This window comes from Pseudomonas sp. SDO5591_S426 (genome assembly GCF_054070755.1).
Map to the genome: position 1 here is coordinate 16,894 of NZ_JBSVXD010000038.1, position 20,855 is coordinate 37,748.

General features: G+C 60.5%; 20 protein-coding genes. 8 read left to right on the plus strand and 12 right to left on the minus strand.

Features of this window, described 5'->3' with window-relative positions:
* Positions 1–60: 60 nt before the first annotated feature.
* Entirely contained in the window at positions 61–1,584 is a 1,524-nt protein-coding gene (locus ACW9JC_RS10790) for a fumarate hydratase (protein ID WP_338582682.1), read from the minus strand.
* 314 nt (positions 1,585–1,898) lie between these two features.
* On the opposite strand from ACW9JC_RS10790, the gene ACW9JC_RS10795 reads away from it, so the two are divergent.
* Genes ACW9JC_RS10795 through ACW9JC_RS10805 form a run of 3 tightly spaced genes read left to right on the plus strand, consistent with a single transcriptional unit; the run spans position 1,899 to position 4,711 of the window.
* On the plus strand, positions 1,899–3,005 hold the full coding sequence (locus ACW9JC_RS10795; RefSeq protein WP_338582680.1) for a GGDEF domain-containing protein: 1,107 nt from the start codon (positions 1,899–1,901) through the stop codon (positions 3,003–3,005).
* On the plus strand, positions 2,998–3,933 hold the full coding sequence (locus ACW9JC_RS10800; RefSeq protein ID WP_457454982.1) for an iron-sulfur-binding ferredoxin reductase: 936 nt from the start codon (positions 2,998–3,000) through the stop codon (positions 3,931–3,933). The genes ACW9JC_RS10795 and ACW9JC_RS10800 overlap by 8 nt, the downstream gene beginning before the upstream one ends.
* A gap of 28 nt (positions 3,934–3,961) precedes the next feature.
* On the plus strand, positions 3,962–4,711 hold the full coding sequence (locus ACW9JC_RS10805; protein ID WP_457454983.1) for an enoyl-CoA hydratase-related protein: 750 nt from the start codon (positions 3,962–3,964) through the stop codon (positions 4,709–4,711).
* A 208-nt stretch (positions 4,712–4,919) separates the two neighbouring features.
* Here ACW9JC_RS10805 and pyk read toward each other — a convergent pair whose 3' ends face one another.
* A complete protein-coding gene (gene pyk, locus ACW9JC_RS10810) occupies positions 4,920–6,371 on the minus strand; it encodes a pyruvate kinase (RefSeq protein WP_338582673.1) in 1,452 nt (483 codons plus the stop codon).
* 170 nt (positions 6,372–6,541) lie between these two features.
* On the opposite strand from pyk, the gene ACW9JC_RS10815 reads away from it, so the two are divergent.
* Together ACW9JC_RS10815 and ACW9JC_RS10820 are read left to right on the plus strand one after the other, a co-directional pair.
* On the plus strand, positions 6,542–6,925 hold the full coding sequence (locus tag ACW9JC_RS10815; protein ID WP_150703009.1) for a tetratricopeptide repeat protein: 384 nt from the start codon (positions 6,542–6,544) through the stop codon (positions 6,923–6,925).
* Positions 6,926–7,172: 247 nt separating this feature from the next.
* Positions 7,173–7,532, plus strand: a complete 360-nt coding sequence (locus ACW9JC_RS10820; RefSeq protein ID WP_457454984.1) for a PilZ domain-containing protein — start codon at positions 7,173–7,175, stop codon at positions 7,530–7,532.
* Positions 7,533–7,534: 2 nt separating this feature from the next.
* On the opposite strand, the gene ACW9JC_RS10825 is transcribed toward ACW9JC_RS10820, so the two are convergent.
* Genes ACW9JC_RS10825 through ACW9JC_RS10850 form a run of 6 tightly spaced genes read right to left on the minus strand, consistent with a single transcriptional unit; the run spans position 7,535 to position 14,254 of the window.
* Positions 7,535–8,866 carry a DUF58 domain-containing protein gene (locus ACW9JC_RS10825; RefSeq protein ID WP_457454985.1) on the minus strand — a complete coding sequence of 444 codons (1,332 nt, stop codon included), beginning with the start codon at positions 8,864–8,866 and terminating at the stop codon, positions 7,535–7,537.
* A complete protein-coding gene (locus ACW9JC_RS10830) occupies positions 8,863–9,864 on the minus strand; it encodes an AAA family ATPase (protein ID WP_457454986.1) in 1,002 nt (333 codons plus the stop codon). The genes ACW9JC_RS10825 and ACW9JC_RS10830 overlap by 4 nt, the downstream gene beginning before the upstream one ends.
* Positions 9,861–11,027, minus strand: coding sequence for a DUF4350 domain-containing protein (locus tag ACW9JC_RS10835; protein WP_457454987.1), 1,167 nt, complete (start codon positions 11,025–11,027; stop codon positions 9,861–9,863). The genes ACW9JC_RS10830 and ACW9JC_RS10835 overlap by 4 nt, the downstream gene beginning before the upstream one ends.
* Positions 11,024–12,568: a DUF4129 domain-containing protein gene (locus ACW9JC_RS10840; RefSeq protein ID WP_457454988.1), complete on the minus strand. Its 1,545-nt coding sequence runs from the start codon at positions 12,566–12,568 to the stop codon at positions 11,024–11,026. Before ACW9JC_RS10840 ends, ACW9JC_RS10835 begins: the two co-directional genes overlap by 4 nt.
* Positions 12,555–13,532, minus strand: a complete 978-nt coding sequence (locus ACW9JC_RS10845) for a stage II sporulation protein M (protein ID WP_457454989.1) — start codon at positions 13,530–13,532, stop codon at positions 12,555–12,557. The genes ACW9JC_RS10840 and ACW9JC_RS10845 overlap by 14 nt, the downstream gene beginning before the upstream one ends.
* Entirely contained in the window at positions 13,529–14,254 is a 726-nt protein-coding gene (locus tag ACW9JC_RS10850) for an RDD family protein (protein WP_457454990.1), read from the minus strand. Before ACW9JC_RS10850 ends, ACW9JC_RS10845 begins: the two co-directional genes overlap by 4 nt.
* Positions 14,255–14,438: 184 nt before the next feature.
* Between ACW9JC_RS10850 and sbcB the strand changes: the two genes are divergently transcribed.
* Positions 14,439–15,869 (plus strand): exodeoxyribonuclease I, encoded by a 1,431-nt coding sequence (gene sbcB / locus ACW9JC_RS10855; protein ID WP_457454991.1) that lies wholly within the window; start codon positions 14,439–14,441, stop codon positions 15,867–15,869.
* 101 nt (positions 15,870–15,970) lie between these two features.
* On the opposite strand, the gene mvaT is transcribed toward sbcB, so the two are convergent.
* Positions 15,971–16,348: a histone-like nucleoid-structuring protein MvaT gene (mvaT, locus tag ACW9JC_RS10860; protein ID WP_007933316.1), complete on the minus strand. Its 378-nt coding sequence runs from the start codon at positions 16,346–16,348 to the stop codon at positions 15,971–15,973.
* A gap of 338 nt (positions 16,349–16,686) precedes the next feature.
* On the opposite strand from mvaT, the gene purU reads away from it, so the two are divergent.
* Positions 16,687–17,535, plus strand: a complete 849-nt coding sequence (gene purU, locus ACW9JC_RS10865; protein ID WP_457454992.1) for a formyltetrahydrofolate deformylase — start codon at positions 16,687–16,689, stop codon at positions 17,533–17,535.
* Positions 17,536–17,616: 81 nt separating this feature from the next.
* Positions 17,617–17,793, plus strand: a complete 177-nt coding sequence (locus tag ACW9JC_RS10870; RefSeq protein ID WP_457454993.1) for a hypothetical protein — start codon at positions 17,617–17,619, stop codon at positions 17,791–17,793.
* Here the strand turns inward: ACW9JC_RS10870 and ACW9JC_RS10875 are convergent.
* The 3 genes from ACW9JC_RS10875 to ACW9JC_RS10885 are packed head-to-tail and all read right to left on the minus strand — an operon-like array spanning position 17,780 to position 20,662.
* On the minus strand, positions 17,780–18,775 hold the full coding sequence (locus ACW9JC_RS10875; protein WP_338582655.1) for a lysylphosphatidylglycerol synthase transmembrane domain-containing protein: 996 nt from the start codon (positions 18,773–18,775) through the stop codon (positions 17,780–17,782). The genes ACW9JC_RS10870 and ACW9JC_RS10875 overlap by 14 nt on opposite strands.
* A complete protein-coding gene (locus tag ACW9JC_RS10880; RefSeq protein ID WP_457454994.1) occupies positions 18,772–19,548 on the minus strand; it encodes a DUF2334 domain-containing protein in 777 nt (258 codons plus the stop codon). Before ACW9JC_RS10880 ends, ACW9JC_RS10875 begins: the two co-directional genes overlap by 4 nt.
* Positions 19,541–20,662: a glycosyltransferase family 4 protein gene (locus ACW9JC_RS10885; RefSeq protein WP_338582651.1), complete on the minus strand. Its 1,122-nt coding sequence runs from the start codon at positions 20,660–20,662 to the stop codon at positions 19,541–19,543. Before ACW9JC_RS10885 ends, ACW9JC_RS10880 begins: the two co-directional genes overlap by 8 nt.
* Between the last annotated feature and the right edge of the window lie 193 nt (positions 20,663–20,855).

Consider the following 20,855-nt stretch of genomic DNA (forward strand, 5'->3'; position numbering starts at 1 on the left):
ATAAAAAAACCGGCCTGTCGTTTCCGACGGGCCGGTTTTTTCGCTGCGTGATGTCAGTGCTTACTGCACTTCCACTGCCAGGCTTTCACTGATCTTTTGCTGCCAGATGGCAGGACCGGTGATGTGTACGGACTCGCCCTTGCTGTCGACCGCAACGGTCACTGGCATGTCTTTTACGTCGAACTCGTAGATCGCTTCCATACCCAGTTCGGCGAAAGCCACCACGCGGGATTTCTTGATCGCTTGCGCCACCAGGTAAGCCGCGCCGCCGACTGCCATCAGGTAAACGGCTTTGTGGTCCTTGATCGCTTCGATGGCGGTCGGGCCGCGCTCGGATTTGCCGATCATGCCCAACAGGCCGGTTTGCTCGAGGATCTGACGGGTGAACTTGTCCATCCGCGTCGCGGTGGTCGGGCCAGCCGGGCCAACCACTTCTTCGCGCACCGGATCAACCGGACCGACGTAATAGATGAAGCGACCCTTGAGGTCCACCGGCAGGGTTTCACCCTTGTTCAGCATCTCGACCATGCGCTTGTGCGCGGCGTCGCGACCGGTGAGCATCTTGCCGTTGAGCAGGACGGTTTCGCCCGGCTTCCAGCTCTGCACATCTTCCGGGGTCAGGGTGTCGAGGTTGACGCGGCGGGCCGACGGACCTGCTTCCCAGACGATTTCCGGGTAGGCGTCCAGCGGTGGCGCTTCCTGGGCAACCGGGCCGGAACCGTCGAGCACGAAGTGCGTGTGACGGGTGGCGGCGCAGTTCGGGATCATGCACACCGGCAGGGACGCGGCGTGGGTCGGGTAATCCATGATCTTCACGTCGAGCACGGTGGTCAGGCCACCGAGGCCCTGGGCGCCGATGCCCAACTGGTTGACCTTCTCGAACAGCTCCAGGCGCATTTCTTCAATACGGTTCTGTGGGCCACGGGCCTTCAGTTCGTGGATGTCGATGGATTCCATCAACACTTCTTTTGCCATCACAGCGGCTTTCTCGGCGGTGCCGCCGATGCCGATGCCCAGCATGCCCGGTGGGCACCAGCCGGCGCCCATGGTCGGAACGGTCTTGAGCACCCAGTCGACGATCGAGTCGGACGGGTTGAGCATGGCCATTTTCGACTTGTTCTCGGAGCCGCCGCCCTTGGCCGCCACGTCCACTTCCACGGTGTTACCCGGAACGATGGAGTAGTGGATAACGGCCGGGGTGTTGTCCTTGGTGTTCTTGCGAGCGCCCGCCGGGTCGGCGAGGATCGAAGCACGCAGGACGTTTTCCGGCAGGTTGTAGGCGCGACGCACGCCTTCGTTGATCATGTCGTCCAGGCCCATGGTGGCGCCATCCCAACGCACGTCCATGCCCACACGCACAAACACGGTGACGATGCCGGTGTCCTGGCAGATCGGGCGGTGGCCGGTGGCGCACATGCGCGAGTTGATCAGGATCTGTGCCATCGAATCACGGGCCGCTGGCGATTCTTCGCGCAGGTAAGCCTCGTGCATCGCCTGGATGAAATCCACGGGGTGGTAATAGGAAATGAATTGCAGGGCGTCGGCAACGCTCTGAATCAGGTCGTCTTGCTTGATCACGGTCATGAGTCGCGCTCCTCTAAAAGACGGGAACATTCAAATAAGGTGCTTGCAGCTTGGGTGCATCGGTCGGTTGCAAGCACCTTTCAAGGCACGCCGGGGCTGCTGGCGCGACGCTAAAAAGGCGCGGCAGTATACCGCGCCTCGTCCAAGGGCACACGCGCCGGTAGTCAAACGTTGGTCGCATGGCGGGTCATGGATTTGACGTCAGTGATCCGCCCGAAAATTGAATGGTCATTTATCGGCCACGCCACTAAAGTGACATACGGTCTGTAGAGTAGGACGCTCTATCAGTCTCCTTTCATTCGGTGAGTCAACGATTGACCCATAACGCCATCCAGCGACTGCTACTCAAACGTTTTGCCCTCGCGGCCGGCACTTATGCCTTGGCATTGCTATTGCTGTGGCTGGCGTTTTTTACCGGCCACTATCAGGACTCGCTGACAGGCGTGGCCATCGGCAGCGCGCTGGTGGTGATCAGCCAGGCGGCGCTGTTCGCGGTGTTCTATTCCGGCTGCAACCTGCGCTTTGCCGACCCCAGCCTGACCGAAGCCCAGGTGTTGCTGGGGCTGGGTTGGCAAACCTGGCTTATTGCCCATCTGGAGGACGCGCGCGGCGCGTTCCTGGTTTTCTATGTACTGATTCTGCTGTTCGGGCTGTTCCATCTGTCTCGCCGCGCTTTCCTGCGCTGCGCGTTGCTGGTGTTCTTCAGTTTCAGCGCGATCACGCTGTGGGAGGGCTACCACTTCCAGTTGCCCGACCCGGCGCTGGCGGCGTTGCAGGTGTGCGTGCTGTTGATCGTACTGGTCTGGCTGGTGCTTTATGCCGGTTATGTCCAGGCCTCACGCCATCGCATGCGGCAACGGCGCTTCGCGTTGCAGGCACACCAGGACACGCTGCGCGGAATGATGCGCCAGCTCGAAGACCTCGTCGCAACCGACGAACTGACCGGGCTGTTCAATCGCCGGCATTTCCTCCGGCTGGCCTCCCGTGAGCTCAATGCTATGGACGCCGGTGTGGTGCATGGCCTGGCTCTGATCGACCTCGATCACTTCAAACGCATCAACGACCTGCACGGTCATGCTGCCGGCGATCAGGTGCTGCAAGCCTTTGCCGGCGTGGCCAGCGCTTGTCTGCGTGAGGGTGATGTGCTGGCCCGTTACGGTGGCGAGGAATTCGTGGTGTTGCTGCCCGATTGCGATGCCGAGAGCCTGACCTCGTGCTGTGAACGGCTGCGCATCGCCTTCACCGATGTCGAGTTGATCGGCCTGAATGTCGGTAGTCTCAGCCTGTCCGCCGGCATGACATTGCTGGAGCTCGGCGATGATCTCGACGATGCCTTGCAGCGGGCCGATCAGGCGCTCTATCGGGCCAAGCGTGACGGTCGTAATCGTTGCGCGGCGGCGTGGGAAAACGTTGATGCCTGAATTACGCGTTGGCGACCGCCACTGGTCGGTGGCGGCGGGCAGCAATCTGCTCGATGCCCTGAATCAGAACGGCGTGGCGGTGCCTTATAGCTGTCGCGCCGGCAGTTGCCATGCCTGCCTGGTGCAGTGCGTGCAGGGACTGCCGAGCGATAGCCGCCCCGATGCCCTGAGCGCGGAGCAACGTCAGCAAGGCTGGCGCCTGGCGTGCCAGTGTCAGGTGATCGAGGATTTGCAGGTCCACACCTTCGACCCGCAGCAGGATGGTCGCCCGGCCGAGGTCGCGGCGGTCGACTGGTTGAGCCCCAGCGTGTTGCGCATGCGCCTGACCCCACAGCGACCATTGCGTTACAGCGCTGGCCAGCATCTGGTGTTGTGGGCGGGGAACGTGGCGCGGCCGTACTCCCTCGCCAGCCTGCCGGAAGACGATCGCTTTCTCGAATTTCACCTCGATTGTCGCCTGCCAGGGGAATTCAGCGACGCAGCCCGTCAGTTGAAGATCGGCGATCCGATCCGCCTCGGCGAATTACGCGGCGGGGCGTTGCACTACGACCCGGACTGGCACACCCGGCCGCTGTGGCTGATGGCCGCCGGCACCGGTTTGGGGCCGCTGTTTGGCGTGCTGCGTGAGGCCTTGCGTCAGGATCACCAGGGCGAGATACGCGTCATTCACCTGGCCCATGATGCCGATGAGCATTATCTGGCCAAGCCCTTGCAAGCCATGGCCGCCAGCCGCACGAACCTGAACATTGAGCTCTGGACCCCGGCCGAGCTGCCCGCGGCTTTGGCGCAACTGCGGCTTGTTTCGCGGCAAACCCTGGCCTTACTCTGCGGAGCCCCCGACAGCGTCGACGCCTTTGCCCGGCGCCTGTATCTGGCGGGGCTGCCGCGCAATCAACTGCTGGCCGATGTGTTCCTGCCCCGTGGTTGAGCGCTGACTTTTCAGACGCGAGACGACCATGACCGATGCCATCCAGATTGAACGCGAACGCGGCCTACTGACCCTGCGCCTCAATCGTCCGGAAAAGAAAAACGCCCTGACCCGCGCCATGTACAGCCACTTGGCCGAAGCGCTGAAACAGGCCGACACCGATCCCGAAATCAAAGCCGTGCTGATCACCGGCTCCAGCGAGTGCTTCACCGCCGGCAACGACATCGCCGATTTCATCCAGCAACCACCGGGCAACCTCGACAGCCCGGTGTTCCAGTTCATGCTCAACCTGCTCGAATGCCGCAAACCGGTGATCGCCGCCGTGGCCGGTGCGGCAGTGGGCATCGGCACGACGCTGTTGCTGCATTGCGATCTGGTCTACGTCAGCCGCGACGCACGCTTGCGCATGCCGTTCGTCAACCTTGGCTTATGCCCGGAGTTCGGCTCCAGCCTGATCCTGCCGCGATTGCTCGGACAGGCGAAAGCGGCGGAGTTGTTGCTGCTTGGCGAAGGGTTCAATGGTGAGCAAGCGGCAGCGTGGGGCATTGCGTCCGAAGCCTTGGGCAGTGGCGAAGAGGCGTTGGCCAAGGCGCGGGAGATGGCTTTGCGTTTTGAGTCACTGCCGCCGGAAGCGGTGCGCATCAGCAAGCAATTAATGAAGGCGCCGGATCGGGAGTTGATTCGCAAGGTGATTGAGGAAGAGGGTGCGTTGTTCACTCAGCGATTGCGTTCGCCGGAAGCATTGGCGGCGTTGACCGGGTTTATCAAACGGCATTGATTGTGTTGTGTCAGGGCTGGCCCCATCGCGGGCAAGCCCGGCTCCCACAGTGATTGGTGGTGTTCACAAAACTGGCCTCCAATACAAAACCTGTAGGAGCCGAGCTTGCTCGCGATGAGGCCAGCCTGAACAACATAGTGTCAGGATCAAAATGCAAAAAGCCCCGCCATTCACATGGCGGGGCTTTTGTTTTTCAGCAAGCGGTCACTCAGACCATCGGGTCGCCAACGTGCAGGATTTTCATGCCGTTGGTGCCGCCGGTGGTGTGGTAGCTGTCGCCCTTGGTCAGGATGACCCAGTCGCCTTTTTCCACGACGCCGCGCTTGACCAGCTCGTCGATCGCCTTCTGGCTGACTTCGTGTGGCTCCAGCGAGGCCGGGTCGAACGGAATGGTGTACACACCACGGAACATCGCTGCGCGCGCCTGGGTTTCGCGGTGCGGCGAATACGCATAGATCGGCACCGAAGAACGGATGCGCGACATGATCAGCGGGGTGTAGCCGCTTTCGGTCAATGCGATGATCGCTTTCACGCCCGGGAAATGGTTGGCGGTGTACATCGTCGCCAGCGCAATGCTCTCGTCGCAGCGGGTGAATTCCTTGCCGATGCGATGGCTGGAGGTCTTGCCGGTCGGGTGCTTTTCAGCGCCGACGCAGATACGCGCCATCGCTTGCACGGCTTCCAGCGGATACAGACCGGCAGCGGATTCGGCAGACAACATCACGGCGTCGGTGTAGTCGAGCACGGCGTTGGCCACGTCGGACACTTCAGCGCGAGTCGGCATCGGGTTCTGGATCATCGACTCCATCATCTGGGTCGCCACGATCACAGCCTTGTTGTGGCGGCGTGCGTGCAGAATGATTTTCTTCTGGATGCCCACCAGCTCGGCGTCGCCGATTTCCACGCCCAGGTCACCACGGGCCACCATCACCGCGTCGGAAGCCTGGATCAGGCCGTCGAGGGTTTCGTCGTCGGCCACGGCTTCGGCGCGTTCGATCTTCGCTACCAGCCAGGCAGTGCCGCCGGCTTCGTCGCGCAGTTGACGGGCGTATTCCATGTCGGCGGCGTCACGCGGGAAAGAGACCGCGAGGTAGTCGACTTCCATTTCCGCAGCGAGCTTGATGTCAGCCTTGTCTTTCTCAGTCAGGGCCGGAGCGGTCAGGCCGCCACCGCGACGGTTGATGCCTTTATGGTCGGATAGCGGGCCGCCGATGGTCACGGTGCAGTTCAGTTCGGTGGCCGTGGCGGTATCGACACGCATGACCACGCGACCGTCGTCGAGCAGCAGCTCGTCGCCCACGCCGCAGTCCTTGACCAGGTCCGGGTAGTCGATGCCGACCACTTGCTGGTTGCCTTCGGTCAGAGGATGGCTGGTGGAGAAGGTGAACTTGTCACCGATCTTCAGCTCGATCTTCTTGTTGGCGAATTTGGCGATACGGATTTTCGGGCCTTGCAGGTCACCCAGCAGGGCGACGAAGCGACCGTGCTTGGCGGCCAGGTCACGCACCAGCTTCGCGCGAGCCTTGTGCTCGTCGGGGGTGCCGTGGGAGAAGTTCAGGCGGGCGACGTCCAGGCCAGCCAGAATCAGCTGTTCGAGAACTTCCGGCGAGTTACTGGCCGGGCCAAGGGTAGCGACGATTTTGGTACGACGGACGGACATGCAAAGACTCCTGAGTTCAAGCGCTGAGTGAGGCTACTATGGTCCGAAGTTGTAGTCATTGTTCGTTTGCACTACTTAATGCTTTCTTTATTGAACACTACAACTTTGCACCGGCAGCCTGAAGATTTCCGCCCGCGGGTCGATACAGCGTTCAAGACAGGAGATCCCCCATGCGATTCGTGCTCATTGCCGCCCTTGCCATCAGCGCCCTCAGCGTCACGGGCTGCACCCGATTTTCCATGAACCATCATTTGAACCTTGCCTACAGCGCCTATGACAGGGGCAACTGCGAGCAGGTCATGCTCGAATTGTCCAAGGTCGAGCGCGCCAGCCGGGCGCGGCCTTATGTCTGGCCGGAAGTGTCGATGATGCGCGGCCAGTGCCTGGAACGGCAGAAAATGTTCATCGATGCCGCGCAGACTTACCAGTTCATCATCGCCTCGTACCCGCAAAGCGAATACGCCTACCGCGCTCGCGCCCGCCTGGAAACCTTGCAGAGCCTGGGTCATTACCCGACCCGCAGTGCCGCAGTGGTACGCCCGACGCAGTTCTGATGCTGGTTGTCATTCAATAGCTGGCCGACCGGCGGCGGTGAGCTATAGTCGAATAAACCGGTTTTAGAGCCGTGCCTCTAAACCGACGTGCCACCTGTGATCGGCAGGAGTAAGCGGCAGCGGTTTCGCGGACTGTCGCACCAGGATCGGGGAGAGCAGGTCGCTTTGCCTTACTGGCAACAGCAGGCAGACCTGTTCCGAAGCATTAGTGCGGCCTTGCTTAAGGGCCTTGCGTAGCGAATTCAGCATGTTCACTGACCGCCGGATTGAGCGGCATCAACTGCCGTATTTTCTGAAAGTGTTCAACAGCATCACTGACAAACCCATCGGCTATCTGGGCAATGTCTCTGAAGACGGGCTGATGCTTATCAGTCAGTTGCCGATGATGATCGGCGCGGATTTCGGCTTGCGCCTGAAGATTCCCGTCGGCGATGGAGGCCAACAGATCATCGACCTGCGGGCGTGTTGTCTGTGGTGCCACGAAGACGCAACGCCTCACCACTATGACGCCGGGTTCACCCTGCAGCGGGCCCCGCCGGAATATGGACAACTGGTGGAGGCGTTGAAGCAGTATTTCAGCTTTCAGCCGTTGCCGGCTTCAGCCTGATCCTAAACACTGCCGCTTCGCTTCCAGCTCAAATACTGCGTGACCAATTGCGTGCCCAATTCCCCGGGCCGCGCATCCAGCACCGGCACGCCATGGGCGCTTAACCGCTCATGGAGTTCGGCCCGTGCATTCAAGTAATTCACCGTGCCGCAATAGGCCAAGGCTTCGGGCAAAGTCTGCACGGGTGTTTCCCGCAGATTGTCGAGTACGTCTTCGCGCAGGCTGGCGACCAGCACTCGATGCTGTTTACCCAGGCGTTTGACGGCTGTCAGCAATTCTTCATCGTCCTCATCGCGTAGGTTGGTCATCAGCACCACCAGCGCCCGGCGTTTTTGTCGGGCGAGCAGTTGAGTGATGGCGGCTTGGTAGTCAGCGCTGCGTTGGCTGCTGTTCAAGTCGTAGACCGTATTGAGCAAGACGTTGAGCTGCCCGCTGCCTTTGACCGGGGCGAGGTAGCGTGGTTGATCGCTGGCGAAAGTGCTGAACCCCACAGCATCTCCCTGACGCAGCGCGATGTAGCTCAACAGCAGGCAGGCATTGAGCGCGTGATCGAAATGCGCCAACTCTGTGTCCTGGCTGCGCATGCGCCGGCCGCAGTCGAGCAAGAAGATGATCTGCTGGTCGCGCTCGTCCTGATACTCCCGGGCAATCGGCGTACGTTGACGGGCGGTGGCTTTCCAGTCGATCTGGCGCAGGCTGTCGCCCTCGCGAAACTCGCGCAATTGATGAAATTCCAGCCCTTGGCCACGGCGTTGATGCTGGCGTACGCCGAGCTGGCTGAGCCAGTTATCCACAGCCAATAATTGGCCGCCATAAAGGTGGGCGAAGTCGGGATAGACGCGGGTGTGGTCAGTCACGCTCAGCAAGCGTTTGTCGGACCACAGGCCCAACGGGCCCGGCAGGTTGACCCCGCAGTGTTCAAAACTGAAGTGCCCGCGTTTGAGTGGGCGCAGACGATAGCTGCTGAAGCTGCGCTGGCCGGGTTGCAATTGCACCGTCAGCGGCAGGTGTTCGAAACTCAGGCCGTCCGGCACATGGTCGAAGAGTTGCAAGTCCAGTGGTTGCGCAAAATCGTGCTCAAGCTCCAGTCGTACCTCACTCCAGCGACCCAAGGCCAGGCTGCCGGGCATGTGCCGTTGCAGGCGCGGTGAGGGCATGCGTTTGAGACGGATGGCATCGAGCAATGCCAGGGCCAGTAGCGCCAGCAGCAAACCCCAATTGATCCGCGAAAGGTACGACGGCAGCGCAAATTCCAGCGCCTGCAAAGCACCCAGCGCAATGCCGATGGCCAGCAGCAAGGCGAGCCAGAGCAGCAACAGCCGGCTGGGTTTCACAGGCGCGGCGCCGCGACTTGATCGAGTAATTGCCGCAGCACCTGATCGACCTCCAGCCCTTCGATATCGAGTTCCGGCGCGATGCGCACGCGATGACGCAGCACCGCCAGTGCGCAGCCTTTTATGTCATCCGGAACCACGAACTCGCCACCGCGCAACAAGGCCCGCGCCCGTGCGCAGCGTACTAGCGCAATGGAAGCCCGAGGCCCGGCACCGAGGGTCAGGCCCGGCCAGCTGCGGGTGGTGCGAGCCAGGCGAACGGCGTAATCGAGCACCTGATCATCCAGCGGCAAATCACTGGCGATACGTTGCAAGGCCAACACATCCTTGGCCTGCAACACCGTGCGCAGCGGCTGCACATCGAGCATGTCGGCACGGGTCGAGCGACTGACCTGACGCACCATGTTCAATTCCTGCTCGGCGTCGGGATAGTCCATGCGCACCTTGAGCATGAAGCGATCCAGCTCGGCTTCCGGCAACGGGTAAGTGCCTTCCTGTTCGATCGGGTTTTGCGTGGCGAGCACCATGAACGGTTGCGCAATGGGCAGGGCGCGTCCCTCAAGGGTGACTTGCCGTTCCTGCATGGCTTCGAGCAACGCAGCCTGGGTTTTCGCCGGGGCGCGGTTGATCTCGTCGGCCAGCAACAGATTGGTGAACAGCGGCCCCTTGCGCAGTTTGAATTGCTCGGTCTGCAAGTCGTACACCGCATGTCCGGTAACGTCGCTGGGCATCAGGTCAGGCGTGAACTGGATGCGCGCGAATTCGCCACCGAAGCAGCGCGCCAGCGCCCGCACCAGCAAGGTCTTGCCCAGTCCCGGCACACCTTCGAGCAGCACATGGCCACCGGCAATCAATGCCGTAAGCACATCGTCGATGACCGTGTTCTGGCCGATCACGGCTTTTTGCAGTTCGCCGCGTATCGCTTGCGCCAACTGGCTGGCGCGCTGGCGTTGCTGCTCGGCATGGCTGGGAGCGTCGGGCTCGATCGCTTCACTCATAAGGCGTTCCTCAAGGTTTGCAGATGGGCGACCTGACGGCTGAACTCTGCGCTGGAAAGTCGCTGCTTCGGTCGCGGGCTCATGGCCTGGCTGATTGCGCGTGTGGGTTGGCCGGTCAGGCGTGCAAGCACCAGCCATCGTTCGGCGACGCCGAGTTGGTCATAACCGGGATGACGCCGTCGGACCCGGCGCAGAATGTCTTGCTGCAGCGATTGCAGCAGGCTGTGCTGGCCGTTGCGCCGCAATATGAAGTCGGCGGTCGCGCGCAGATGCTCCTGCAGTTGCCGGCGTGCTTTCGGCGCCGGTTCCTGCAATGGCCCGTGGCGCACACCGACATGCCACAACGCCAGGCCGATCAGCGCAATCAAGGCGACCAGTGCCTGGGGGAAGTGGCGCAACAACAATGTCCACAGGCTGTCGTGATCGGTGTCGAACAGCAGCGTCACGCTGGTGTCCGCCGTCAAATACCAGAGCAGCCAGGCGTTGTCGTACTGGTCGATCACCGGAGTTTTCCACAGGTCGGCGTCGGTCACCACGATGATTGAACCGAGCCCGTGATTGAGCTGCATCATGTGCGTGGCTTTGCCACTGTTGGCCCAGGCCTGGGCCAGGTTTTTCGGGTCTTCGAGATGGAACGCGGTATCGAAGCTGGCGTAGGCCGGCGCGTCCTCGTTCTCCAGGTACAGCTTGGTCAGTTTCGGGTAGGGATCGTTGTCGACACCGGTCGGTGGATCCTTGAGGTCTTTGCTCAAGGATTGGTGCAGTTGTACCCGGTCGAGCAACAGGTCATTGCTTTGCCCGGTCTTTTCATCCCACAGCGATTGGGCGACAAACAGCAGGCGCCCGCCAGCGCGGGTCCAGTTCATCACTTGATCAATTTGTCGCGGCGTCATGTTGTAGCGATCCCCCAGCAACAACAGGCTGTGCTGATGCGGATCCAGACTGGGCAGGATATCGAGGCCGTTGGCATGACTGACGACCAGGCCCTGCTTGCGCAGGAAGTGTTCGGCGGCCAGGTATGGATTGGCCTGCGCTTCGGGGGCGGGGCCGTGATCGATTTCGGCCTGGTAGGGTGTAGCTTTCAGATACAGATAAACGCTCAATGCGGCCAGCAGCACGGCGATTGAAATGCCGAGCACCACCGGCCACGCGCGCCGGTTCAATGCGCCGCTCCCGGACCGAACAAGGCTCGCCAGCCGTTGCACAGTTCCTGCTGTGAATGCACCGGCGGCAAACGATGCCCGTAGGCCATGTTCTGCCAGTGCCCGGTCAGGTTTCGGCTGAAGGCCAGCAAGGCCGGTTGTTGCAGTTGCTCGACCCGTTCCAGCACCTGGCCTTCGGTATCGGCCTCTTTCAAGGTGAGGTCGAAGTCGTGCAGCAAGTGACTGAGCAGGGCGCGATAGAGTAATCCGAGCGCTTCGCGTGGATGGGTCTGCCACAGACTTTCAGCGCTGGCGGCGATGTCGGCGGGCAAGGTTTCGCGGTTGAGGTCCAGGCCGAACGCCTGTTGCGGCATCGGCCGCGAGGCTTTTTTGCCCGGGCCTGGGCGACGGCTGACGAAGGTTTGCAGCCAGTCGCGATAACGCCAGATCAACAGACCGATGGCGCCGATCACGGTGCCCCACAGCAAGACCTCGATCAGCGTGGCCACGGCACCGAAGCGTTGGCTGTCAAACAGCTCGAACAGCGCCTTGAGCCACTGCGGGATCTTGTCGTCTTCCGGGGTTTGGGTGGTGGTTTTGTCTTCGCCGAACCGATAGCGGGTGACAGTTTCCTTGTTCTTGAACGGTGGCTGATCGATGATCGCCTTGATGCTGTCCCGGGACGCCTGGCTGGTCAGTGGCTGTTCCAGCAGGCGCGGGCTGTCAGGGGTAATTACCGGTTCGGCGGCCCAGACACATGGCGTTGACGGCAGCAACAGAATCGCCGCCAGCAGCAGCGCAATGGTGGTGCCGTTCAAACGCTGGCGCATGCGGCGGAACACCAGCTCGATGTCCCAGGCCTCAAGCACCGTACGCCGGTTCAAATAAAGGCTGAAGCCGCAGGCCACGTAGATCGGCTCCCAAACCACCAGCACCAGGGCATAAAAGACGTTGGTCAGGTGTTCCAGCCAGCGCCAGTCCTGAGTGGCGGCGGTCATCAGCGACTGCCAGCTCCAGTCGAGGGCCACCTGTTGCGGCAGCATTAGATAGAACAGCACCATCAAGCCGATCCACAGCGCGGTTTCCAGGTGCACGCCAATCAGCGTCAGCCACCGCGCCGCGCCAGCGTCCCGCTGCAACAACACCTGCATACGCTGCTGGCGCGCCTCACCGCTCAGGCCTTCGAGTTGCACCACCGGCAGCAGGAAACTGCGGCTCATGCTCAAGCGCCGCCAGGTCAGGCTGGCCAGCAGTTGCGGCTTGAGCAACCGCGGCCATTGCGCAAGCGCCTGTTTCAGCGTGGGTGTTTCACCAAACATGGCCTTGGACAGTATGTACAGCGGCAGGCGTTCGAAGGCCGGTTTCAACCACCAGAAGATGAACACCGCGACGGACGGTGATTCCCACAGCAGCCAGGTCAACAGCGCAAAAAACGGCAAGGTCACGATGGCCCAACTGGTCATCAGCAGGCGCCGATGACGCTGGCTCAAGAGCACCCCGAGGTCCATGGCTTCCCAGGTCGGGCGCGGGCGGATCACCACACTGGCGTCACTCAGGCGCATGGCGCACCCGTCCGGCAAACAGCAGATATGCCGCGACCGACAGCCAGAGCAGCGCGCCCACCAGATACTTGGTCATGGGTGTCGGTGCCGTCATTGACGACCAATAGGCTTCAATAAACGCGGCAATCAGCAGAAACAGCATGACCCCGCAAATCAGCAACACACTTTTTCGCGCCGCCAGACGCAAGGCTTCGGCACGGGGCAGGCGTCCCGGTGCGATCAATGCCCAACCCAATTGCAGGCCGGCGGCACCGGCCAAGGCAATGGCGGTCAGTTCGAAGGCGCCATGGCCGATCACGAAAGACCAGAAGGTTTGCCCGTAGCCGATCTGCGTCAGATGCCCTGCTACCGCGCCGATCGTCAAACCGTTGAAGAACAGGAAAAACGCACTGCCCAGGCCAAACAGCAAACCGCTGGCGAAGGTCTGAAAGGCGATCCCGATGTTATGCATGATGTAGTAGCCGAACATCACCCAGTCTTCACTGGCTGCTCGCTCCGCCGAGCGTCCGAGATGACCGGCCTGCGGGTCGTACATGCTCTGCAGTTCACTGACCTGTTCGGCCGGGAGCAGGTTGTAGACCAGGTCCGGGAACAGATAGACCAGCAAGGCAAAACCGATCAGGCTGCCGAAAAACATCAGGCAGGCGGCGAGTACGAAGCGCCACTGTTCGCGCACCAGTCGCGGGAAATCCGCGAGGATGAAAGCCCGCGCGTTGGCGCCCAATCGGCTTCGATGCCGATAGAGCTGTTGATGCCCGCGCAGGACTTGTTGCTGCAACGAGTCAATGAGAAAACTGCTGTAACCGCGTTCGCGAGCCAATGCCAGGTGTTGGCAAATGCGCCGGTAGTCGCCGGGAAAACTGTCGACACCCGTGGCGTCCTTGTTGCGCTCCAGTCTCTCCAGGAGCAGGGAGAATTGCTCCCATTCGGCCATGTGCCGATGTTCGAAAAGACCTTGCTTCATGCCGGCCCCAACAGGCCGCGGGCGATGCCGTTGAGTTCGGCCACGGCGTGTGGCGCCGGAACCTGCAACGGTTGCGCAAGGATCGATGCCAGTTCATTGACCCTGGCGGGGGAGAGTTCAGCCTGGCGCTCGGCGAAACCGAGGATGGCGCGTTGCTCGGTCAGGGTCAGGGTAAATGCCGGGCGACGCGGTTGGGCGGGCGGCAGTTGCGGGCGGGTGAGCGGTTGTTCGCGATAGATCACCAGCGTGCCGGCGGCGATGTCGCCGAGGCGCTTGAAGCTGGGATGTTGCAGACAACTGATGGCGCCGAGGAAGTAGCCGAAGGGCAGCAGGTCGACGAAGCGCAGCAGGTTTCGCAGCAACGACGCGGACCAGCCAATCGGTGTACCGTCGTCTTGCACCACCCGCAAGCCCATCCATTGCTTGCCCGGCGAGCGGCCCTCGTTGAGGACTTCGAACAGCACCATGTACCACCAGCTCACGGCGAAGATCAGCAACGAGCCCAGCCCCGCGCCGAGTTTCCCCAGCATCGCCAGCACAATGAACAGCAGGCCGAGGATCAGTCCGCGCAGCGCCAGATCGATGGCGAACGCCAATGCACGAACCATCAACCCGGCCGGGCGCAGAGGCAAATCGATGCCCTCCGGCGTTTCGACCTGATACCGCGTATCCAGTGGCGGGGACAGCGTCGCTTTCCTTGGCAGTGCTGTGGTCTCGAGCATGGGCAACCTGATGATGTGGCCTGATCGGGATGTCTCGTCACCCGATGCTAGCAGCCTCGTCGGGGGAAACGACATAACTATGTATCGCCCAGTGAGTAACCAGAGATGTTTGAATCACAAGATTGCTGGCCGGAGCGGGACATGAACGCCTAGACTTCGTCGATCTTCAGTTCAGGAAACGCCTGTGACCTCCATCTTCTGGTACGACTATGAAACGACGGGCATCAACCCCCGTTGCGATCGCCCACTGCAAATGGCGGGGCTGCGTACTGACTTCGATCTCAATGAAATAGACGAGCCGGTCAACCTCTATTGCCAGCCCAGTGACGACATCCTGCCGCACCCTGCGGCCTGTGCGATCACCGGCATTACCCCTGGCCAACTGGCAGAACTCGGTTTGAGCGAAGCCGATTTCATGACCCGGGTGCATGCGCAACTGGCTGCTCCCGGCACCTGTGGCGCCGGTTACAACACCTTGCGTTTCGATGACGAGATGACCCGCTACAGCCTGTACCGCAACTTTTTCGACCCTTACGCACGGGAGTGGCAGGGCGGTAACAGTCGCTGGGATCTGATCGATGTGGTCCGCGCCGCGTATGCCTTGCGTCCCGATGGCATCGTTTGGCCGACGAACGACGAGGGTCAGGTGACGCTCAAGCTCGAACGCCTGACCGCCGCCAACGGCATCGATCATGGCAATGCCCACGAAGCGCTGTCGGACGTGCGCGCCACCATCGCCCTGGCGCGTTTGCTCCGGGAAAAGCAGCCGAAGCTGTATGACTGGCTGTTTCAGCTACGCAGTAAGCAGAAGGTGCTGGACCAGATTCGCCTGCTGCAACCGATGGTGCATGTGTCCGGGCGTTTTTCCGCGGCGCGCAACTTTGTCGGCGTGGTATTGCCGCTGGCATGGCACCCGCGCAACAAGAATGCATTGATTGTCTGCGACCTGCATCTCGATCCCCAGGGCTTGCTCGATCTGGATGCTGAAGCCCTGCGTCAGCGCCTGTACACGCGCCGCGATGATCTGGCCGAGGGAGAGTTGCCGGTGCCGCTGAAGCTCATCCACATCAATAAATGCCCGGTAGTGGCACCGCTGTCGGTACTTCGCCCGCAAGATCAGCAACGTTTGGGTCTGGATATGGCGCTGTATCAGCAGCGTGCACTGCGGCTAAGTGACGCGCAGAAAGTCTGGCGGGATAAAGTTTCAGCTATTTACGCCAGTGAGGATTTTTCTGTCAGCCAAGACCCTGAACAACAGTTGTACGACGGTTTTATCGGTGACCGTGATCGACGACTATGTGAACAAGTCCGCACCGTCGACCCGGTGCAATTAGCACAAGAGCAGTGGCCTTTCGATGATGAACGCTTGCCGGAATTATTGTTTCGATATCGCGCACGCAACTTTCCCGACACGTTGAACCAGCAAGAGCAAGAACGCTGGCGAATATTCTGTCAGAAACGTTTGACGACACCTGAGTGGGGGGCGCCGAATACCCTGGAAAGTTTTGTAGAGGCCGCAGCCGAATGGGTGCTTACTGCGACGCCGTTTCAGCAAGGCGTACTCAATCAATGGCAGGAACATGTCCAGGGATTACGCAAACGTTTGAATCTTTGAATTCGAACATGAGCGCCAGGTAAACTCCGGGCATAAAAAAACGCCAGCGTTATGCTGGCGTTATTTTTTGTCGCAGATCTATCCGCGACAAGCGCTGCGGCTTAGCCCAGCAGGGTAGCCCAGCCTTCAACCACGTCACCGCCCCACTTGGCTTTCCACTCTTTCAGAGTCTTGTGGTTGCCACCTTTGGTTTCGATGACTTCGCCGTTGTGCGGGTTTTTGTATTGTTTAACTTTGCGAGCGCGCTTGGTGCCGGTAGTTTTTACTGCGCCGCCGCGTGGTGCCTTGGTTTTGGATTCCGGATCCAGCAAAGCAATGATGTCACGCAGGGACTTGGAGTATTCGCCCATCAGGGTGCGCAGTTTGCCTTCGAATTCCAGCTCGGTTTGCAGTTTGTCGTCTTGGGACAGGTTCTTCAAACGGGCTTGCAGCTCTTTGATAGCTTCTTCGGTGGCGCGGTATTCGTTGATCAAGGACATGGTTACTACCTTATGTAGGACGCAGGATGGCAGGGGACAGTGCGGCAATAATAGTCAGGGTGTTTCATCAAGTAAACATTTAACCGGGGTTTATTTAATTAAATTACGATGAATTCGGCGGACATTGGATGTGCTGTTAAATAGTTCGAAGCGTGCGCTACAGATATTTACAAACCAGTGCTTGTAGATGGCTAACTTCACTGCCGCTGCGTGAGGCTTGTGCGCTGCCGGGAGCCTTGTCGGTAGCCATCGGGCGAGACAGTACGTCATCAATACTGCAGTTTTGCTGCGCAATCGCTAGAATGGCGGCCTTTGCGAAGTTCTGGAGTTTCCCCCTCATGCGCACTTTTCGGCTGGTGATTTCTTGCCCGGACCGCGTCGGCATCGTTGCTAAAGTCAGTAACTTTCTGGCGTCCCATAACGGCTGGATCACCGAAGCGAGCCATCACTCGGACAACCTCAGTGGCTGGTTCTTCATGCGTCACGAAATTCGTGCCGACTCGCTGCCATTCGGTATCGAGGCCTTTCGCGAAGCGTTCGCGCCAATTGCCGAAGAGTTCTCGATGGACTGGCGGATCACCGATACCGCGCAGAAAAAGCGCGTCGTGTTGATGGCCAGCCGCGAGTCCCACTGCCTCGCCGACTTGCTGCATCGCTGGCACAGCGATGAGCTGGACTGCGAAATCGCCTGTGTGATTTCCAACCACGACGACCTGCGCAGCATGGTCGAATGGCACGGCATTCCGTACTACCACGTGCCGGTCAATCCACAGGACAAGGAGCCGGCCTTCGCCGAAGTCTCGCGTCTGGTCAAGCAGCACGATGCCGAAGTGGTGGTGCTGGCGCGCTACATGCAGATCCTGCCACCCGAGTTGTGCAGTGAATACGCACACAAGGTCATCAACATTCACCACAGCTTCCTGCCGTCGTTCGTCGGCGCCAAGCCGTATCACCAGGCTTCGTTGCGCGGTGTGAAACTGATCGGTGCGACCTGCCACTACGTGACCGAAGAGCTGGACGCCGGCCCGATCATCGAGCAGGACGTGGTGCGTGTCAGCCACAGCGACAGCATCGAGGACATGGTGCGTTTTGGCCGTGACGTCGAGAAGATGGTGTTGGCCCGTGGCCTGCGTTATCACCTCGAAGACCGGGTGCTGGTGCACGGCAACAAGACCGTGGTGTTCTGATCAGCGCACGACACGGTTGAAATTCGAAGGGCCTGGGCGTTCAATCGCTGCAGGCCCTTTTTTTGCACTGAGGATATGAGCATGGCTGACCCACTGGACAAAGCCACTTCCAAGGCGCCCGCCACATTGGGCGAAGGTTGCCTGAGCCGGTACGATCCGGATGACATGAGTCCGGAAGATGGCACGGAGTTCCCGGGAGCGGCCGAGTTGTGGGAGCAGTTGCAGCAAGAACCTGAAAACCCACCTAAGCCTGCTTGAGCTTCATCAGCTTCTTAAGCAACGGACGTCCGAGCATCAACAGGAACACCGGCCCGCCGACCAGCAGATAGAAGTAATAGGTCACCGCTCGCCAGATCAAAATCGCCGCCGCCGCGGTAGATTTTCCCACCATGGGCGCCAACAGCGCTGCCGACGTCAATTCCGCCGCCCCGGCCCCGCCCGGTAACAGGCTGAATTGCCCTGCACTCAGTGAAAGCATCTGGATCAGAAAACTCCAGGCCCACTGCAAATCCGCCCCCAGCCCGCGCAGCGCCAGATACAACACGCTGTAACGCAGGATCCAATGCAGACAAGTCAGGGCAAACACCGTGATCAATGTCTGAAACGGCAGCTTCAATGTGTCGGTAAATGCCGCCAGAAAATGCAGGAGTTTTCGCGCCCAGCGAACCCGTGTCGCAGACTGGACGTTGAGCCGAGCCAGTAACCTACCGCTCAGGCGGATCAGCAAGCGGTGGTAACGGGCCACCACCACGCAACAGACCAGGCCACCGAACATCGAGACGGCACTGACGATCAGCAGCCACTCCATGCGCTGGCTGAGGTGCTGGAACAACGCATAAATCAGAATCCCGCAGAGTGCGCAGAGGAAGAACAACAAATCGCTGAGCTGGTCCATGGCGAACACGGCGCTGCCCCGGGCGGGACGCACACCGTTACGCGCCAGTAACGCCATGATGGTCAGTGGCCCGCCGCTGCCGCCGGGGGTGGCGCAGTAGGCAAATTCGGCGGCCATCACCACGCCGAGGCTTTTGACCGGGCTGAGCCTGTCGCGCTGATCCCCCAGCAACAGGCGCAGGCGCAGGGTGTTCACCACCCAGCACAGGAGGATCATGCCGAACATGACCAGCAGCCAACTCAGTGGAAAGCTGTTCAGGCGTGACCAGGTTTCACTCCCGCCCAAAAGCCAGGGAATCAGCACTGCCGCGAGCAGGCCGATCAACAGCAGAATCCCGCGACTCATGCAGCGCGTCCCACGTGTTCACTTTGCAGTGCCAGCCAGTGAGCTTTGGTCATCGGCACCCGGCCCTCGTCGAGCAGACGCTTGAGGGTTTTCAGCCAGTAAGTACGCGAGAATTCATGGCGCATATCCACCGGGTGCAAGCCAAGGCGAATCACCGGTGCTTGCCGCCAGCGTTGTTCGAGTTGATCGCTGACCAGTTTCGACAAGCCCCGGCGCCAGGCACTGCGCGCACTCCAGACCAGTCCGGGGGCATCGACCGCTGTGAAATCCGGCAAGCGATACAGATGCTGCGCGTCACTGGTGTAACTCAAGGGCAATTGGCGCAAGGCCTGGCGCGTACCTTCGCTCATCAGCCAGGCGGGGGCGACAAAGCCCTGCAACGGCCATTGGTTACGGTGGAACACTTCAATGCCGGCGTGCAAACGGGCGAGGGCAGCCTCATGGGACAGGCTGTAAAACTCACCTTCATGGGTGTAGATCCGACGCATGAACCAGTCCCGGGGATTGTTCGCCATCGGTCCGTCATCGCAATGAAAATAGCCGTGCAGCGCCAGTTCATCTCCACGGCCGAGTCGCCCGCTGAGCAGGCGACGAAAATCCGGATGCGCTTGCAGATCGTTGTGCTTGTGAAAGTCCGGCACCACCAGCCAAGTCATCGGCACACCGCCGAGCGCGTCGACGGCTTCGACAAATGGCTGGTAATCGACCCAGGTTTGCGGCGCGACATCGTGCAGCACCAGTAACAGGCTGGGTGTGTGCATGGATTCAACCATTGGCCGCTCGCGGCCACTGGCTGCCGAGTACGGCGTGATAGTGGCCGAGCAAGCTGTTGACCACCGTGTCCCAGGCGTAATGCTGCTCGACATGGCGCCGCGCATGCTGCCCGACGGCCGCGCTACCCTGGCTGAACAGTTCACGCACGGCGTTGGCCATGGCCAATGGATCGTTGGGGGTACACAACAGGCCACATTGATCGGTGATGATTTCCTCGAACGCGCCGGCTGCCACGGCGACCACCGGGATGCCGCAGGCCATGGCTTCGAGGATGACCAGGCCAAAGGTTTCCTGATCGCCGGCATGCAGCAATGCGTCGGCGCTGGCCATCAGGCGGGCGACTTGCGCGGCAGGGCAGAATTCATCGATGACGGTGACGTTTGCAGGTACAGCGCTCGGCATCGACGAGCCGACCAGCAGCAAGTGATAGCGTTTGCCCAGGCGTTTCATGCAATCGAGCAACACCGGCAGGTTTTTCTCTTTGGAACCGCGCCCGGCGAAGATCAGCAGATGAGTGTTTTCGTCGAGGCCCAGTTCGGCGCGCAGGCCAGGATCGCGCGCATCGGGATGAAACATTTGCAAATCGACGCCCAGCGGCTGCACGAAAACGTTCTTCACACCCAGGCCGGTCAGTTTGTCCGCCATCACCCGGCTCGGCGCGAGCACACGGTCGAAGTTGCCGTAGAGCTTGCTGACATACGCTTCAACATTGGTGGTGACCCAGTTGCCCATGCGGTTGCTGACCAGCAGCGGCAGATCCGAGTGATAAAAGCCGATCACCGGCACATCCAGTTGCCGCCGCGCATCCAGGGCAGCCCAAGCGGTGAGGTACGGATCGCCGACCTCGATCAGTTCAGGCTGCAAATCGTGCAGGACATTGCGCCAGGGCGCGAGACGGAGAGGGAAGCGATAGCCCTTGCCGAAAGGCAGGGCGGGTGCCGGAACGGTATAGATGCCATCCTGTTCACTGAATACAGCCCCGGGAATCAGCAAACTGTGACGGGTGCCCGGCCTGTTGCACAGGCGATGATGCTTGGCATCCAGATAAGTGCGCACGCCACCGCTGGCAGGGGCGTAGAACATGGTTATGTCAGCGATATGCACGATGAACATTCCTCCGGTCCGTTGCTCTCCTTGGTTGACCTTAATGAAGAATAGATGTTCGGTTGGGGTTTGGAGGGTGCGCTATCAGTGGAGGTTTTGTGGTGTTGGTCAGATCGCCATCGCGAGCAAGCTCGGCTCCTACAGGTCTGTGGTGAACCATAAAAAACCGGGCGCAAGGCCCGGCAAAATAAGGAGCTCGGTT

Bases quoted from the DNA above. Each gene is read 5' to 3' on its own strand.
- ACW9JC_RS10800 (WP_457454982.1), top strand. From the start codon at position 2,998: ATGCCTGAATTACGCGTTGGCGACCGCCACTGGTCGGTGGCGGCGGGC.
- ACW9JC_RS10870 (WP_457454993.1), top strand. From the start codon at position 17,617: ATGGCTGACCCACTGGACAAAGCCACTTCCAAGGCGCCCGCCACATTG.
- ACW9JC_RS10880 (WP_457454994.1), bottom strand. From the start codon at position 19,548: ATGGTTGAATCCATGCACACACCCAGCCTGTTACTGGTGCTGCACGAT.
- ACW9JC_RS10845 (WP_457454989.1), bottom strand. From the start codon at position 13,532: ATGAAGCAAGGTCTTTTCGAACATCGGCACATGGCCGAATGGGAGCAA.
- ACW9JC_RS10815 (WP_150703009.1), top strand. From the start codon at position 6,542: ATGCGATTCGTGCTCATTGCCGCCCTTGCCATCAGCGCCCTCAGCGTC.
- pyk (WP_338582673.1), bottom strand. From the start codon at position 6,371: ATGTCCGTCCGTCGTACCAAAATCGTCGCTACCCTTGGCCCGGCCAGT.
- ACW9JC_RS10875 (WP_338582655.1), bottom strand. From the start codon at position 18,775: ATGAGTCGCGGGATTCTGCTGTTGATCGGCCTGCTCGCGGCAGTGCTG.
- ACW9JC_RS10820 (WP_457454984.1), top strand. From the start codon at position 7,173: ATGTTCACTGACCGCCGGATTGAGCGGCATCAACTGCCGTATTTTCTG.
- ACW9JC_RS10885 (WP_338582651.1), bottom strand. From the start codon at position 20,662: ATGTTCATCGTGCATATCGCTGACATAACCATGTTCTACGCCCCTGCC.
- purU (WP_457454992.1), top strand. From the start codon at position 16,687: ATGCGCACTTTTCGGCTGGTGATTTCTTGCCCGGACCGCGTCGGCATC.
- ACW9JC_RS10790 (WP_338582682.1), bottom strand. From the start codon at position 1,584: ATGACCGTGATCAAGCAAGACGACCTGATTCAGAGCGTTGCCGACGCC.
- ACW9JC_RS10830 (WP_457454986.1), bottom strand. From the start codon at position 9,864: ATGAGTGAAGCGATCGAGCCCGACGCTCCCAGCCATGCCGAGCAGCAA.
- ACW9JC_RS10805 (WP_457454983.1), top strand. From the start codon at position 3,962: ATGACCGATGCCATCCAGATTGAACGCGAACGCGGCCTACTGACCCTG.
- mvaT (WP_007933316.1), bottom strand. From the start codon at position 16,348: ATGTCCTTGATCAACGAATACCGCGCCACCGAAGAAGCTATCAAAGAG.
- ACW9JC_RS10840 (WP_457454988.1), bottom strand. From the start codon at position 12,568: ATGCGCCTGAGTGACGCCAGTGTGGTGATCCGCCCGCGCCCGACCTGG.
- ACW9JC_RS10850 (WP_457454990.1), bottom strand. From the start codon at position 14,254: ATGCTCGAGACCACAGCACTGCCAAGGAAAGCGACGCTGTCCCCGCCA.